Genomic DNA, 15340 nt, shown 5'->3' on the forward strand with positions numbered 1-15340 from the left:
GTCGAACCATTCGAGCGGCGAGGAGGAAGAAGCCATGAGTATCGCCGCCGCACCCGCATTCGCCCCTCCGGGACCGGGCAGTTGGTCCCTCGATGCCACTCACTTCACCCGCCCTGCCACCCGCTTCCACGCCGAGATCTTCCCGGCCGAGTTCGGCCGGGGCTTCGGCGACGGCCTGCGCCGGTACGGCTCGCTGCTGGAGCGTCTCGACTGGGCGTTCGTCAACGGCTTCAGCTACTACTGCCCCCGGCCGATGGGCGCGCCGCCGGACGTCTCGGACCACCCGCCGCACGAAGTGTGGGAGCGCATCGCGGCCGACGACCCGCGTATCCGGGAACGGCTGGCGACCAGCGCGACGGTCTTCGAGCGGCGACTGTGGCGCGAAGACCTCCGCCGCTGGGACAGCGAGGTGAAGCCGTCGCTGCTCGCCGACCACCGGGTGCTGCTGCGGGTGGAGCCGGCCGCCCTGGACGACGCGGACCTGCTGGCCCACCTCGACCGCTGCCGCGAGCACCAGCGGAGGGCCTGCTACCTGCACCATCTGTTCAACATGCCCGCTCTGCTGCCGATGGGCGACTTCCTGGCGCACTGTCAGGAGTGGACCAGCCGGACTCCGGCGGAGATTCTCGCGCCGCTGGCCGGATCGAGCTCGGACCCGTTGGCGGCCGGCGAGGAGCTCGCGCGGCTGACCGCGGCGGTCACCGCCGACCCCGAGGCGCGCAAGCTCTTCGGCGCGTCCATCGAGCCCGCCCGGCTGCTGGATTCGCTGCGCGCGCTACCGGGCCCGACCGGCGCCGCGGCCGCCGCGTACCTCGACCAGGTGGGCTGGCGTCCCGTCAACGGCGAGGACGTCGGGGACCCTTGCGTCCTGGAGATGCCCGGTCTCGTGGTCAGTGCCATCCGTACCGCGGCGGCCGGTCCGCCGACCGCGAACGAGGAGTGGGCAGCCGACACGGCAGCCGAGCTGCGTAGTGCCGTGCCCCCGCCGCACCGCGGCCGTTTCGACGAACTGCTCGCCGAGGCCCGGCTGGTGTCCCGGCTGCGCGACGAACGCGGATCGTCCGCCGACCTCCCGGCCGTCGGCCTCACCCGCCGCGCCATCCTGGCCGTCGGCCGGAGACTCGCCCGGAGCGGACGGATCACCGACCCCGCCCATCTGGTCGAGGCCGGCTACATCGAGCTGCGCGAACTGGTCCGTACCGGCGCCGGGCCGGACCCCGCCGAACTGGCCGACCGCGCCCGCTACCGGGAACATGCCCGGTACTCCGACGCCCCACCGCTTCTCGGGCCGCCCCCGGGCGATCCGCTGCCACCGCAGTGGCTGCCGCCGGCTGCCGCACGACTGGAGCGGGGCCTCGGAGCGGTGGTCCAGGCGATGTTCGGAACCCCCGCGGCACGTACCGTGGGACGGACCGTGCACGGTCTGGGCGCGTGCCCCGGGGTCTACGAGGGCACCGCACGAGTCATCCACGATGTGGCGGAGTTCGGGCGGCTTCAGCCGGGCGACGTCCTGGTGACCAATGCGACCACGACGGCCTTCAACATCGTCCTGCCGCTGCTCGGTGCGATCGTCACCGACCGCGGCGGGGCGCTGTCACACGCGGCCATCGTCGCTCGGGAGTTCGCGATCCCGGGAGTGGTCGGCTGTACGGATGCCACTGCGGTACTCCCCGACGGAGCCCGGGTCCGGGTCGACGGCCGGGCCGGCGAAGTGGCGGTCGTGTCATGAGGACCTCGCCCGCCGAGGTGGTGCCGCTAGGGTCCGCGACGGGAGAGGCCCGGTACGGTGGCAAGGCCGCGAACCTTGCCTCCGCCGTCCGCTCCGGACTGCCGGTGCCGCCGGGCCTCGCCCTCTCCTGGCCATTCGTGGACGCGATCGCCGAGGGCGCCACCGCCGCACAGGAGGCGCTGCGATCGGCGGTCGACCGACTTCTCGGCGGATCCTCGGCACCGGGCCGGCCGCTGGCAGTGCGCTCCTCGGCCCCCGGCGAGGATTCCGCCCGGGCGAGCTTCGCCGGCCAGCACCTCAGTTGCCTCAACGTGAACACTCCCGAGGCGTTGGCCGACGCGGTCCGGGCCGTACGGGAGTCCGCCCGCTCCCCAGGCGCGCTCGCCTACCGCCGCCGGCTCGGGCTGGCGGGGCAACCGCGTATCGCGGTCGTCGTACAGGCCCTGGTGGCGGCCGACTGCGCCGGTGTCCTGTTCACCCGCGATCCGCTCGACGGTTCCGAAGCCGTGGTGGTCGAGGCGAGCTGGGGCCTGGGCGAGTCGGTGGTCGAAGGCCTGGTCGTCCCGGACCGCTACCGGATCGACGGCACCGGCCAGGTGCGGGAACGCGTCCCGGGAGTGAAGGACATCGCCGTTCGGCCCTCACCGCTCGGCGGCACCAGCCAGGTCGCCGTCCCACCCGAACGCGTCCGAGCGCTCTGCCTCGACGACGCGCAACTCGCCGAGCTGCGCGACCTGGCCGCCCGCTGCGCACAGGTCTTCGGCGGACCGCAGGACATCGAGTGGGCCTTCGCGGACGGACACCTGTACCTGTTGCAACGGCGGCCGCTGACCGGGTCCGCCGGATAGCGGCCGAGCGCGTCGGTCGGGCCACTCCAGGGGTGCCGACCAGCGATGTCGCTCCGCGGAGGGGAAGTCGCTGCCGCCGGTCAGCAGATCGGCGAGAAGCCATCGATGCAGCCCGTCGAGGCTCACCCTCTCCTCCCACCAGAGAATAATCGGGTGCGGCCGGTCACCGCGATGGGGTGGGATGCGGGGACATGACGATCGTTTTGAGCGAGCCCGGCGTCGACGGGCTGACCGGGGTCGTGGACGCGCTCCGCGCATGGCAGGACGACCGGACGCCGCTGCAACTCCATCCGGGGGACCTCGGCTGGGCTTGGGCGCTGGGCGCGGAGCGGCTGGCCGCGGCCGTCCGCACCTGGAGCGCGGACGGGCGGATCATCGCCGTCGGATACCTGGACGCCCCCGATGTGCTGCGCCTGACGACCGCGCCGGACCTGCGACAGGACGAGGACCTGGCCCGTCAGTTGGCGGCGGACCTCGATGATCCGGAGCGCGGTGTCCTGCCGCCCGGGAAGGTCGGCCTCGAGGTCCCCAGCGGTGCACGGCTCCGCGAGGTCCTCCTGGAGGCGGGCTGGAATCTGGACGAGCCGTGGACGCCGCTGCGCCACGACCTCTCCGAGCCGGCGAAGGACTCCGACCTGCGAATCGAGGTGGCCGGCCCCGAGACGGCGAAGGTGCGGACCGCGGTGCACCGCTCGGCGTTCGGCAGCCCGAGGTTCACCGAGGAGGTCTGGCACGTCCTCGCTGCCGGACCGGTCTACGCCGACGCCCGCTGCCTGATCGGCTACGACGACCAGCAGAACGCGGTGGCCGCCGTGACGGTCTGGTCGGCCGGCCCCGGCAGGCCCGGCCTGCTGGAACCGATGGGCGTCCACGCCGACCATCGCGGACACGGCCACGGCGCCGCGATCTGCGCCGCCGCCGCTGCCACACTGCGGGACATGGGTGCATCAAGCGCACTCGTCTGCACCCCGAGCTCGAACGCCGCCGCCGTCGCCACCTACCGGGCGGCAGGATTCGAACCGGCGCCCGAACGCCTGGACGTCAGCCGACCCGCCTGAAGATGCTCAGGCGGCCCTGGGTCAAGAAGGCGGTCCGTTGCGGCGGCACGTCCGTCGGGAAGCCGGGTGCGGTCCGGTGGCAGTCCGCACCGCGTGCGGCCCGGCCGGGGCGCTGACACGGTCTTCCCAGCGGACGTTACGCCGATAGCGGGGTGCCGGCAGGCTCAGTGCGTCGGTGCCGGTGTCGGGTACAGGCTGGCCAGCGGGTTGTCGTAGGTCTTGCTGGGCATGCAGCTGGGGGCGGGACTCTTCATGAGACCGGCCTGCAGCTCGCGGGAGCCGTTGGCAGGGTCCGTCTTGGCGAGGGGGAGGTAGATGAAGAGCTGTAGGTCGGCAGGGATGGCGCTGGGGCGGATGGTGAGGACTTCCTTGAGACCTTCCGAGCCCATGTCCCAGCCGTAGTAGGACAGTCGGCCCTGGCTGCCCTGACGGTCCGCCTCGACCGCGGCGTCCGGCGGGTAGGAGGGCGACTCCGGCTCGGGGGCGTGGCAGCCGGGCTCGCCGGCGTAGACACGGCTGCGGACACCGAACCGGTCCAGATCATGCTGCAGTTGGGTCGTGTCGACCGGCTGGTACCAGTCGAGGATCGTGAGCTTGACGAGGTCGTCGCTGCTGCTCTGCAGGGTGTAGGCCGCGTTGGTGATACTGCCCGGCGACTGGCCCCCGGCGGCGGCAACGCCCGGGTTGGGCGCGACGGAGCGGCCGGTCCCAGAGGTGAGAGCGACCCCGGCCACGGTGGCGGCCAGGCCCAGCGGGAGCGCCACGCGCAGGGCCAGGGTCCGGCGCTTGGCCGAGCGCCGAGAGTTCTCGGTCACGGTGTCCATCAGGTGTTCCTTCAGAAGGAGGTGGCGGCGAAGGGAGAGCTCCGGGTCGGCTGCGGCCGGCAGCATCCGGGCCAGTTCCTCCTGCTCGGCCTGCTGCGACCGGTGCCGGGGGGTGGCAGTCATCGGATCGTCTCCCTGGTCGACCGGACCACGTGTTCGCGGTCACCTGTTACCTGTCCGTCGGTGTCCGTGCGTTGCACACGTCTTGCGGAGCGAGTCGCAGCCATCTCCTTCGCGGTGAGTTCCCGCAGCCGGGTGCGGGCGCGCGACAGCCGGGAGCGGACCGTCCCGACCGGCTTGCCGAGCGCCTCGGCGACGGCCGCGTGGTCCAGGCCCTCCCACACGCACAGGGCGAACACCTCCCGCTCGGCCGGGCGCAGCTGCTCCAGCGCGGCCTTCGCGGCGGCGAGTTGCTCGGCGTCGGCGATGCGGCCGGTCAGCTCGGCCGCGAAGTCGGGCGCGACATCGCGCGGCGGCAGCTTGGCGAGTGCCTTCTGATGACGGCGTGCGGCCCGGCGGGTGTTGCGGATGACGTTGGTGGCGATGCCCAGCAGCCAGGGCCGCAGGCTCTCGCCCTCGGGGTCGACCCGCGCGCGCAAGCGCCATGCCTCCAGAAAGGTCAGTGAGACCACGTCCTCGGCGACGGCCCAGTCCCCGGTCATCCGGACGGCATGCCGGTACACCGCGCGGGCGTGATCCTCGAAGATCTCCCCGAACGCCACCGAATCCCCGGCTCGTACCCGAGCACGTATCGATTTCTCCACAGCCACACCTGTCCGGCCGCGTCCCGCCGTTGCCGTGATCCACGTCACTGACCCGGTGTTGCCGGCCGGCGGGTGACGTTGAGCGGGCCGGCCCCGGCGTACGTCCGCGGCGACTCGTACGGGCATCGACCAGGGCGACGAGGTGGCAGCCTGGCTCTCCGGCGTCGTGGGCGGGCCGAGCCGGCTCGTGCGGGTGCCGCCCGAGCACGACCGGATCACCGACGGACTCGTCGCGGGCCCGTCGGGCTACGCCGACAGCTGCGCGGTGCACCTCGTCTCCCGCTCGTCCATGGCCGAGCTCAACCGGCGCCTCGGCGCGGACGGCGCGGAACCGCTGCCGATCAGCCGGTTCCGCCCGAACATCGTCGTGGACGGCTGGGAAGACCCCCACACCGAGGACCGCGCGCGACGCATCACGGTGGGTTCGGTGGAGCTGGCGTACGCCAAGCTCGCCATCCGCTGCGCCGTCACCCTGGTCGACCAGCGGTCAGGGCGTCGGACCGGGCGTGAACCGCTCCGCACGCTCGCCTCCCACCGGCGCGCAGCCGAGGGCGGCGTCGCCTTCGGTGTGAAGGCGGCCGTGATCCGGGCCGGCCGACTGTCCGTCGGCGACGACGTGACGGTCAGCGCATGGGGACCGTCCGAACTCCGCGCCGCCACCGCCCCGGCCACCGATCGCGTCCCGCGCCCCCGCCTCAACACCGCCGAACCGACAGCCTGAGACCGCCCCCGGCCCCAGCCGACCCCGCGAAACGACGAAGGCCCGGGCCGCTGGTGCGGTCCGGAACGCGCCTCAGCCCTTCCTCCGCAGCACCATGTACTCCTCCGGCTTGAGCAGGTCCGGGCTGTAGTGGAGTGTGCCGTCCGACGGTGCCGTGATCAGGCGGTAGATCGACCTGTCGGTGATGCACGTGTCACCGGGCGAGGAGCCGGTCTCCCGGGACGCGTAGGTGGCCTTGCTCTCGTCGGCCTCGCTGAGCGTCCACGCACCCTCGCACCAGGTGCCGGTATTCGGCGTCTCGGCGCGGATCTTGCTCTTCTCCTCACTCGGCGCCGACTGGACGATGGTGAGGGTGACGGTGGTGACGTCCCCGTTGGCGGCCTTGCGCTGGCCGACCCACGTCCCGAGGAACTTCGTGGGGATGGTGCCCGGCCCCGGGTCGGTGGGGACGGCGCCGGGCGCGGGGCTGTCGTCGGCCGGATCAGGGCTCTCCGAAGCCGGGGCGGCGGGCGCCGTCCTGCCCGCGGCCGGGGCGGTCGGCCCGGGGTTCGACGCGCCGGCGGAAGCATCGGCCTGCCGGTCGTCATCCCGCAGCCGCTCGGTCAGCAGGTATCCGCCGCCCAGCAGCAGTACGACGGCCAGCACGGCCGCCAGCGCGCCGTACCCCCGTTTGCCGCGCGGCTGTGGGTGCGGCCCGTAGCCCGCCGCCGTGACCGGTACCGACGGTGTCGGGAGCGGGGGCGGGAGCGGGGGCGGTGTGTACGGTCCGACCGGCCCTGTGGCCGGCGGGCCGAAACCCGGCGGCGCCGGCGGCCCGAACCCGGGCACACCGTCGCCCGGTCCAGCCTTCGCCGCCTCGGCCACTCGCGCCGCCCTCGCCGCCTCGGCAACCGTCCGGACCTCGGCGGGGGCCCGGGTTCCAGGAGCTGCCGCAGCAGCCCCGTCCCCCGCGACCGTCCCCGCCCCGGCCTCCCGCTCCCCCTCCAGATCCAGCAACTGCACGGCGCTGCGCCCGACCGCCGCCGCCAGCGCCGTCGGCAGCCAGTCCCCGTGCCCCAGCCGGGCGGCGGCCGCGCCGTCGCCGTCGAGCCGCTCCCGCAGCTGACCGGGCGTCGGACGGGCGGACGGGTCCTTGGCCAGGCAGTCGCGCACTATCGCGCGCAGCGGCCCGTCCAGCCCGGAGACGTCCGGCTCCTCGTGCAGCACCCGGTAGAGGAGGACGGGCGCGCTCACCCCGGAGCCGAACGGCATCGTGCCGGTCGCCGCGTACGCGAGCACCGCGCCGAGCGAGAAGACGTCGCCGGCCGGCCCGGCGGGCAGCCCGTTCGCCTGCTCCGGCGACATGAAGCCCGGCGAGCCGAACACCTGGCCGGACTGGGTGAGCACGGTGGTGGCGTCCAGGGCGCGGGCGATGCCGAAGTCGATCAGGCGCGGCCCGTCCAGCGTCAGCAGCACGTTCGACGGCTTGACGTCCCGGTGCACCAGTCCGAGGCCGTGCACATGGGCGAGCGCCTCGGCGAGGCCGACGCCGAGGGTCCGCACGGCCGGCTCGGGCAGCGGCCCGAAGTCCCGTACGGCGGCGGTGAGCGCGGGCCCGGCGACGTAGCCGGTGGCCACCCAGGGATGCTCGCCCTCGGTGTCCGCATCCAGGACCGGTGCCGTCCAGGTACCGCTGACCCGCCGGGCCGCCGCCACCTCCTGACGGAACCGGGCCCGGAACTCGGGGTCCCCGGCCAGATCGCGACGGACGACCTTGACGGCTACAGTCCGCCCGCCCGTGGTCCGGCCCAGGTAGACCCGGCCCATGCCGCCCGCACCGAGCTGCCGCAGCAACCGGTACTCGCCCACCTGTCGCGGATCGTCCGCTGTCAGCGGCTGCATGCCCACGCTCCCCTCGACGCCCGGCACGGCCGTCCCCGCCTCACGTGCCCGGAGCAAACGCTATCGGTCCGGGACCTCCCGTGGGACGGGCTCGCGGTCGCGGAATCATCATCAGATGATCACAGCACGCTCGGACCCTGCCGACCCCGGGGCAGCCTCCTGCAGAGGCTCACTGATCCGCAGTCACCCAGCTACTGCAGCCACGAAACGACGAAGGGCCCGGCCGCCGAGCGGTCGGGGCCTTCGCTGCCATGGCTGGCAGAGGCGGAGGATACGAGATTCAGGCCGGGTCCTCGTAGGTGATGGCGTGGCGGGCTGCGATGCGGTTGAGTTCGCGGGGGTCCAGCCGGCCGGCGGTGCTGACGGACGTTCGGGCCTCGGCGAAGTCTTCGACGAAGCACTCCCAGCCGCCGGGGGAGGAGATCTGGAGCACGCGCGGGGGCGGCGTGGAGCCGGGGGCCAAGGCGTGCGGGATGCCGTGCGGCAGGAGGACGAACTGGCCGGGGGAGAGGAGGTGCCGCCGCCCGGCGAACTCGACGGCGAGTTCGCCGGTGAGGACGTAGACCGCCTCGTCGGCCAGGTGGTGGACGTGGCGCGGGATCTGCTGAGCGACCGTCATCTCCAGCAGCGAGAGCCGCCCGCCGGTGTCGGTGCCCCGAACCTTGGCGGCGAAGGCCGGCGGCACCGGGATCCGTCCGCGCCGCACCTCGCCGCGGGCCAGGACGTGGGCGGGGCGCCGACCGTCGGTGCCCGCGGCGGGGGCGGGGATCGAGAGGCGGAGGGCGTGCACGGGGGCCTCGGGCCGGAGGTCGATCGTGCGGGCGGTGCCGCGCGGGAGGAAGGCGCACATGCCCGGGGTGAGGTGGTGGGTGATGTCGTCGATCTCGACGGTCAGCTCGCCGTCGAGCAGGTAGAGGATCTCGTCCCCAGCCGGCGGGTGGGGCGGCAGCAGGGGGCCGGGGCCCCGGTGCTCGGTGAGGGCGAAGCGTCCCTCGGTGTCGTCGGTACTCGCCTTGACGGCGGTACCTGCGGGAAGCGGGGTGGTGGCGGGGCGCGACGTACCGGCTTCGAGCAGGAGGAAGCGTTCCACAGCGGTATCCTTCCGAAGACGAATCGGACCCGGAATCCGATTCCGTTTAGAGATTAAGCGGAGGAGTGGCCGAGATGTCAACGAGTGCGGGCCGAAAGCCGCGTACGGACGCCGAGCGCAACCGGAGCCGGGTGCTCCAGGTGGCCGGTGAGCTGTTCGCCGCGCGCGGTGACGCGGTGCAGATGGCTGACGTCGCGAAGGCGGCGGGCGTCGGCATCGGCACTGTCTACCGGCACTTCCCGACCAGGCAGGCGCTGGTCGCCGCAGTCGCCGAGGAACGGTTCGCCGGGATCCTGCGCCACGCGCGCGAGGAGTGCCTGTCGCTGCCCGACACGCGGCAGGCGCTGGTGGGCTTCCTGGACGCGATCGGGCGGACGCACGAAGCGGGGCGCGGGGTGTCCGGGGCCATCGAGGCGACGTTCGGCAACACCGAGCCGAGTGGGGAGGTGGGTGCCCAGCTGCTGGACATCGGCGAGCAGTTGCTGGCACGGGGCCAGGCCGACGGCACGGTACGGGGGGACGCCGGGGTCTCCGATCTCTACATGATCGCCGGCGCGGTGGCGGCGCTCAGCCGCAACGCGGTGGGTGACTGGCGCCGGTTCATCGATCTCGCCCTGGACGGCCTGCGCCCACAGCGGTGACCCCGTCGGCCGGGCGGCGCGCCGGACCCGTAGTCACGAGATGACGGAGATCCGGACCGCATCCCGGGTTCGGGGGTTGTTGCAACACCCCGGCTCAAGGGATGCGATGGGCTTTCAGGTCCGCAAGGTCCGGAGACCGTGCAGGGCCCGTGAAGCTGCACGGCGGGAGGTCCGACGAACGACGAAGGCCCCGGCCGCCGAGCGGTCGAGGCCTTCGTGCTGCCATGGCTGGCAGAGGCGGAGGATACGAGATTCGAACTCGTGAGGGACTGCTCCCAACACGCTTTCCAATTCTCCCGGACGGTGTCCGCCTGGGGTCGCAGGCGTCCTGACCTGCGATGGAGCGAACTGCTCGGCAACGTCCGAACGTGGCCGGACGGGGGTGAACGAGACCAGAACCGAGACCGTGACAGCTGCTCAGCGGCGGTCCGCCGGGATGCGGCTCGCCGAGCCGATCCACCGGCGTCGAGCATAGGAGACCGTGAGGGCGGCAACGAGCGGGCCCCAGGCCAGTAGCGGGGCGTAGCAGAGGTCCATGACCAGGCCCGCCGTACCCTGCGGGAAGTCGGGGTTGGCCAGCGGCCCGCCCGGCACCAGTGTGACGGCCGCACAGAGCCCGATCACCGCCAGGGCGCCGACGGCCGCCGGCGCGACCACCACCGCCGTCGGGATCCGGCGACCGCCCAGCCACGGCACCCGAGGCGGGACCACCTCGCCCCACGGCCGCACCAGCCCCAGCGTCAGGCAGGCGGCTGCCTGCGAGGCCACCGACAGCGTCAGCACGTAGACCATGATCGGCACCCCGGTGTACAGCGCCCCGAGCTGTCCGGTGAACCCGACGTCGACGCCGAACCCGAGGGCGAGCCGCCACAGGCAGGACGGCACCGTGCACAGCACGGTCGCCCAAGCCGCCAGGACCGCCCAGCGAGGAGGCGCGGGCGTCCGGGAGGCCGAGGAAAACGGGTGGCTGGTCATCAGGATGGCTCCGGCTGCTGGGACGGGTGAGGGGGAAGCGTGACCCCATGACGGTCCCACCACGCCCGGTGCCGCCGCCTCGTCCGTCCGGTCGGACCGCATCCCCCGCTCGGGGGAGGTCGGCGCGGGAGGCGGGTGCCGCCCCTTGGCGGTGGTACTGGCTGACCTGGTAGCCGTCAGCAGGCAGCTGGTCAGCCACGGAACGACGAAGGCCCGGACCGCGTGAACCCAAGGTGAACCCAAGGATGCGGTCCGGGCCTTCTGCCGGCGGAGGATACGAGATTCGAACTCGTGAGGGATTGCTCCCAACACGCTTTCCCGTTCTCCTGGGCGCTGTTCGCCGGGGTTCACTGCGATTCTGACCTGTGGTGGAACGAACCGCCGGGCAGTAGTCGAACCCACTCGGACGGGGGTGAACGAGACCAGAACTGAGACCGGCCGAATCGCCAGTCGTCGGAGTCGGACGAATCATCCGGGCAGGACGCCGCGCAGCATGAGGTTCAGTCAGGCCCCCGCGGCCAGGGACAGCCCGGTGAACAGCATCGTCGTTGCGACCAGGGCATCCAGGACACGCCAGGAGGAGGCGCGGCGGAAGAAGTCGGTGAGCAGGCGGGCGCCGAAGCCCAACGCGGCGAACCAGCACAGGCTCGCCAGTGCGGCGCCGAGCGCGAACTGCCAGCGCAACGTGCCGTGGGTGGCTGCGACGGCGCCGAGCAGGAGCACCGTGTCGAGGTAGACGTGCGGGTTGAGCCAGGTCATCGCGAGACAGCTGAGCACCGCGCGGCGGCCTGAGCGGCCGGCCGGTCCGCTGCCTTCCAAGCTGGAGGCCCGCAAGGCGCGCCGGGCGGCGATCACGGCGTAGCAGAGGAGGAAGGCCGCGCCGACCGCACGCACCGCGGTCAGCGCCGTCGGCCACGCTGTGATCAGCGCGCCGAGCCCGCCCACGCCACAGGCGATCAGTACCGCGTCGGACGCTGCGCAGATCGCGACCACCGGTAGGACCGCCTCTCGGCGGACACCTTGGCGCAGGACGAAGGCGTTCTGCGCCCCGATGGCGACGATGAGTGACAGGCCGGTCCCGAATCCGGCCGCGGTGGCGGTGAGTGTGCTTCCCATGAGTGCCACGGTAGGTAGCTGTCACACCGCAAGGCCAGCTAAAGATTCTTACGTATCATTAGCATTCATGAAGGCTGAGCTGCCGCACGACCTGGTCCGGACCCTGCTCGCGGTGGTCGACGAAGGCACCTTCGACGCGGCTGCGGCGTCCTTGCACGTGACGCCCTCGGCGGTGAGCCAGCGGATCAAGGCGCTGGAGCAGCGCACCGGGCGGGTGCTGCTGACGCGTTCCCGGCCGGTGCGGCCGACCGAGTCGGGTCAGGTCGTGGTGCGCTTCGCCCGTCAGCTCGCCCGCCTGGAGGGCGACGCGCGAGACGCGCTGGGGATGCCCGAGGGCAGGGAGGGCACCGGGCCGTCGGGCCCCTCCTGGCTGCCGATCGCGGTCAACGCGGACTCGCTTGCGACCTGGTTCGTGCCTGCGCTGGCTTCGCTCGCCCAGGACGCGCGAGTCCACGTCGACCTGCGGCGGGAGGACGAGGCACACACGACCGCGCTGCTGCGCGCGGGCGAGGTCATGGCGGCGGTCACCTCCTCGCCCCATCCGGTGGCGGGCTGCTCGGTGCAGCGGCTGGGCGCGATGGTCTACCTCCCGGTGGCCACGCCGCAGTTCGCCGCCCGCTGGCTCGACGGCGACCCGGCCCGGCTGCTCCCGGACGCGCCGGTGGTCTGTTTCGACCGCCGCGACGAGCTCCAGGACACGTTCGCCCGAGATCTGACGGGCGGTCGAGAAGCGAGTCCCCGGCGGAGCTATGTCCCATCAAGTGAAGGCTTCGCCGATGCCGTGGCTGCCGGTCTCGGTTGGGGCCTCGTCCCGCGTAGCCAGGCCGAGCCCCGGCTGCACAGCGGTGCGCTGGTCCAGTTCCTCTCGGGCCGCACGGTCGATGTACCGCTGTACTGGCAGCAGTGGCGCCTCGACTCGCCCGCACTGGCAGCTGTTGCCACGGCGGTGGCGGCGGAGGCGGAGCGGGCCCTGCGGTAGGTGTGCCAGGTGCAACCGACTGAGACCACGAGACGACGAAGGCCCGGACCACTGAGTGGTCCGGGCCTTCTGCCGGCGGAGGATACGAGATTCGAACTCGTGAGGGATTGCTCCCAACACGCTTTCCAAGCGTGCGCCCTAGGCCTCTAGGCGAATCCTCCGTGGGAGAGCTTAGTACATGTTCGGGGGTGCTTGCGACCACGTATGTCGAGGGTGGCCCGGGGGTGTGGCCTGCGGATCGCGGAGCGGGGGTGGGGAGGGTGGGGTGGTGGAGGTGGGGGCCGGGGATCCGGTACTGTGGGGTTCAGCCCCTCGTGTGGCGTTATCTCTCTGAACCCCCCCAGGGCCGGAAGGCAGCAAGGGTAGGAGGGCTCTGGCGGGTGCGCGAGGGGTCTTTGCGTTCCCGGGGCCGGGCGGGGCCCGTCGAGGGGCGACGCGTTTGTCGGCTCGTCCCGATATCGTCGGTGGTGTGTCCCTAGCCCTGTACCGCCGCTATCGCCCCGAGACTTTCGCCGAGGTCATCGGGCAGGAGCACGTGACCGCTCCGCTCCAGCAGGCCCTGCGCAACAACAGGGTCAACCACGCCTACCTGTTCAGCGGCCCGCGCGGCTGTGGGAAGACGACGAGCGCGCGCATCCTGGCCCGCTGCCTGAACTGCGCGCAGGGGCCGACGCCGACCCCGTGCGGTGAGTGCCAGTCCTGTCGGGACCTGGCGACGGGCGGCCCCGGTTCGATCGACGTGATCGAGATCGACGCCGCCTCGCACGGTGGTGTCGACGATGCCCGTGAGCTGCGGGAGCGGGCGTTCTTCGCGCCGGTGCACAGCAGGTACAAGATCTTCATTCTGGACGAGGCGCACATGGTGACCTCGGCCGGCTTCAACGCGCTGCTGAAGGTGGTGGAGGAGCCGCCGGAGCACCTCAAGTTCATCTTCGCGACCACGGAGCCGGAGAAGGTGATCGGGACGATCCGCTCCCGCACGCACCACTACCCGTTCCGGCTGGTGCCGCCCGGCACGCTGCGCGACTACCTGGCCGAGGTCTGCGGCCGGGAGCAGATCCAGGTCGAGGACTCCGTGTTCCCGCTGGTGGTCCGGGCCGGGGCCGGCTCGGTGCGCGACTCGATGTCGGTGATGGACCAGCTGCTCGCCGGCGCCACCGAGGGCGGGGTGACGTACCAGATGGCGACCGCGCTACTCGGGTACACGGACTCCGCGCTGCTGGACGAGGTGGTGGACGCCTTCGCCGTGCACGACGGGGCGACGGTGTTCCAGGTGATCGACCGGGTGGTCGAGGGCGGGCACGACCCGCGCCGGTTCGTGACGGACCTCCTGGAGCGGCTGCGGGACCTGGTGATCCTGGCCACGGTGCCGGACGCCGGGGAGAAGGGGCTGATCGACGCCCCGGCGGACCGGGTCGCGGTGATGCAGGCGCAGGCGGACGCCTTCGGGGCGGCCGAACTGAGCCGGGCGGCGGACATCGTCAACACCGGGCTGACCGAGATGCGCGGGAACGCGGCGCCCCGGCTGCAACTGGAGCTGATCTGTGCCCGGGTGATGCTGCCGGGCGCGTACAGCGACGAGCTGTCGTTGCAGGCGCGGCTGGACAAGCTGGAGCGCCGGGCGGCCTCCGGTGGGTTCGCGGCCCCGATGCAGGCGCCTCCGGTCCAGGCCGCTCCGATGCAGGTCGCGCCGATGCAGGCGCCCGCAGCGCCGATGGAGCCGGTGCAGGCGGCTTCGGTCCAGGCGCCCCCGGTCCAGGCCCCCGCGCCCGCCCCGGCTCCCGCCGCTGCGGCGCCGGCCGGACCGGCGCCGGGCGCGTGGCCGATCCCGCGCAGCTTCTCCCCGGGCGGGGCTGCGCCCGCGCCGGTGGCGGCGCCGCCCGCGCAGCAGGCACCCGCGCCCGCCCAGGTGGCCCCGGCAGCCACCCCCGCTCCCGCTCCCGCCCCGGCCGGCGCGCCGGCCGGGGCGCAGCCGTCGGGCGCCGCACAGCAGGGGGCCGGGCAGGTCCGGCAGATGTGGCCGCAGATCCTGGAGGCGGTGAAGAACCGTCGCCGCTTCACCTGGATCCTGCTCAGCCAGAACGGCCAGGTGGCCGGGTTCGACGGCAGCGTGCTTCAGGTGTCCTTCATCAACGCGGGTGCCCGGGACAGCTTCGTCAGCAGCAACAGCGACGACGTTCTGCGCCAGGCGCTGGCGGACGCGCTCGGCGTGGACTGGCGGATCGAGTGCATCGTCGACCCCTCGGGCGGCTCCGGCGGCACCGGCGGGGGCGCCTCCGGCGGCAGCAGCCCCAGCGGCTCCGGTGTCTCCACCAGCGCTTGGGGCGCTCCACCGGCGCGTGCGGCGGCGTCCGCGCCTCCTGCACAGGCAGCTGCGCCGGCGCCCGTACCGGCGCCCGCGCCCATGGCAGCGCCCCCGGCGATGCCGGCCGCACCGGCGCCTCCGCCGGTGCAGGCCCAGCCGGCGGCGCCGGCCGGGCGACCGGCGCAGTCGGTCGCGCTGGAGGACGACATCCCGGAGGAGGACGACCCTGAACTCAAGGAGGAGACGTTCTCCGGCCAGGAGTTGATCATCCGCGAGCTGGGTGCGACGGTGCTGGAGGAGATCCGGCACGGCGGCAACTGACCGGGCACTGGGCGGCCACTGAGCGGCGGCCGAAAAGCGGCCGTTCAGCGACCGCGCGGCGGCTGAACGGACGGCCGGTTCCGGCGGC

General features: G+C 73.0%; 12 protein-coding genes, 1 tRNA gene, 1 other RNA gene and 1 pseudogene. 8 read left to right on the top strand and 7 right to left on the bottom strand.

The window, feature by feature from the left end; translation table 11 throughout:
- The first annotated feature begins 34 nt into the window (after window positions 1-34).
- From AB0J08_RS23265 to AB0J08_RS23275, 3 genes are all read left to right on the top strand, one after another.
- Window positions 35-1729, top strand: coding sequence for a PEP-utilizing enzyme (locus AB0J08_RS23265; protein ID WP_360637382.1), 1695 nt, complete (start codon window positions 35-37; stop codon window positions 1727-1729).
- Complete coding sequence (locus AB0J08_RS23270; RefSeq protein ID WP_360637385.1) at window positions 1726-2577, top strand: PEP/pyruvate-binding domain-containing protein; 852 nt, start codon at window positions 1726-1728, stop codon at window positions 2575-2577. The genes AB0J08_RS23265 and AB0J08_RS23270 overlap by 4 nt, the downstream gene beginning before the upstream one ends.
- Window positions 2578-2768: 191 nt before the next feature.
- Window positions 2769-3635, top strand: coding sequence for a GNAT family N-acetyltransferase (locus tag AB0J08_RS23275; RefSeq protein ID WP_360637387.1), 867 nt, complete (start codon window positions 2769-2771; stop codon window positions 3633-3635).
- 164 nt (window positions 3636-3799) lie between these two features.
- On the opposite strand, the gene AB0J08_RS23280 is transcribed toward AB0J08_RS23275, so the two are convergent.
- Window positions 3800-4582: a hypothetical protein gene (locus AB0J08_RS23280; RefSeq protein WP_360637390.1), complete on the bottom strand. Its 783-nt coding sequence runs from the start codon at window positions 4580-4582 to the stop codon at window positions 3800-3802.
- Entirely contained in the window at window positions 4579-5223 is a 645-nt protein-coding gene (locus tag AB0J08_RS23285) for an RNA polymerase sigma factor (protein ID WP_360637393.1), read from the bottom strand. The genes AB0J08_RS23280 and AB0J08_RS23285 overlap by 4 nt, the downstream gene beginning before the upstream one ends.
- 121 nt (window positions 5224-5344) lie before the next feature.
- On the opposite strand from AB0J08_RS23285, the pseudogene AB0J08_RS23290 reads away from it, so the two are divergent.
- Window positions 5345-5869: pseudogene (locus AB0J08_RS23290) on the top strand (MOSC domain-containing protein); the annotation flags it as partial.
- Window positions 5870-6016: 147 nt separating this feature from the next.
- Here AB0J08_RS23290 and AB0J08_RS23295 read toward each other — a convergent pair.
- Together AB0J08_RS23295 and AB0J08_RS23300 are read right to left on the bottom strand one after the other, a co-directional pair.
- Window positions 6017-7825: a serine/threonine-protein kinase gene (locus tag AB0J08_RS23295; RefSeq protein ID WP_360637396.1), complete on the bottom strand. Its 1809-nt coding sequence runs from the start codon at window positions 7823-7825 to the stop codon at window positions 6017-6019.
- Window positions 7826-8105: 280 nt separating this feature from the next.
- Entirely contained in the window at window positions 8106-8915 is an 810-nt protein-coding gene (locus tag AB0J08_RS23300) for a cupin domain-containing protein (RefSeq protein WP_360637413.1), read from the bottom strand.
- Between the two features lie 74 nt (window positions 8916-8989).
- Between AB0J08_RS23300 and AB0J08_RS23305 the strand changes: the two genes are divergently transcribed.
- Window positions 8990-9556, top strand: a complete 567-nt coding sequence (locus AB0J08_RS23305; RefSeq protein ID WP_360637416.1) for a TetR/AcrR family transcriptional regulator — start codon at window positions 8990-8992, stop codon at window positions 9554-9556.
- A gap of 417 nt (window positions 9557-9973) precedes the next feature.
- On the opposite strand, the gene AB0J08_RS23310 is transcribed toward AB0J08_RS23305, so the two are convergent.
- The gene (locus tag AB0J08_RS23310) at window positions 9974-10531 is read right to left on the bottom strand and encodes a hypothetical protein (protein ID WP_360637419.1); all 558 of its coding nucleotides are present in this window, start codon (window positions 10529-10531) and stop codon (window positions 9974-9976) included.
- Between the two features lie 504 nt (window positions 10532-11035).
- Window positions 11036-11647 carry a LysE/ArgO family amino acid transporter gene (locus AB0J08_RS23315; protein WP_360637423.1) on the bottom strand — a complete coding sequence of 204 codons (612 nt, stop codon included), beginning with the start codon at window positions 11645-11647 and terminating at the stop codon, window positions 11036-11038.
- Between the two features lie 67 nt (window positions 11648-11714).
- Between AB0J08_RS23315 and AB0J08_RS23320 the strand changes: the two genes are divergently transcribed.
- On the top strand, window positions 11715-12626 hold the full coding sequence (locus tag AB0J08_RS23320; protein ID WP_360637426.1) for a LysR family transcriptional regulator ArgP: 912 nt from the start codon (window positions 11715-11717) through the stop codon (window positions 12624-12626).
- Between the two features lie 76 nt (window positions 12627-12702).
- On the opposite strand, the gene AB0J08_RS23325 is transcribed toward AB0J08_RS23320, so the two are convergent.
- Window positions 12703-12787, bottom strand: a tRNA-Ser gene (locus AB0J08_RS23325).
- 142 nt (window positions 12788-12929) lie between these two features.
- Between AB0J08_RS23325 and ffs the strand changes: the two genes are divergently transcribed.
- An RNA gene (ffs, locus tag AB0J08_RS23330) (signal recognition particle sRNA small type) lies at window positions 12930-13026 on the top strand.
- 69 nt (window positions 13027-13095) lie between these two features.
- Complete coding sequence (locus AB0J08_RS23335) at window positions 13096-15252, top strand: DNA polymerase III subunit gamma and tau (protein WP_360637429.1); 2157 nt, start codon at window positions 13096-13098, stop codon at window positions 15250-15252.
- Window positions 15253-15340: the final 88 nt, after the last annotated feature.

The organism is Kitasatospora sp. NPDC050463, assembly GCF_040655255.1.
Lineage (GTDB): Bacteria > Actinomycetota > Actinomycetes > Streptomycetales > Streptomycetaceae > Kitasatospora.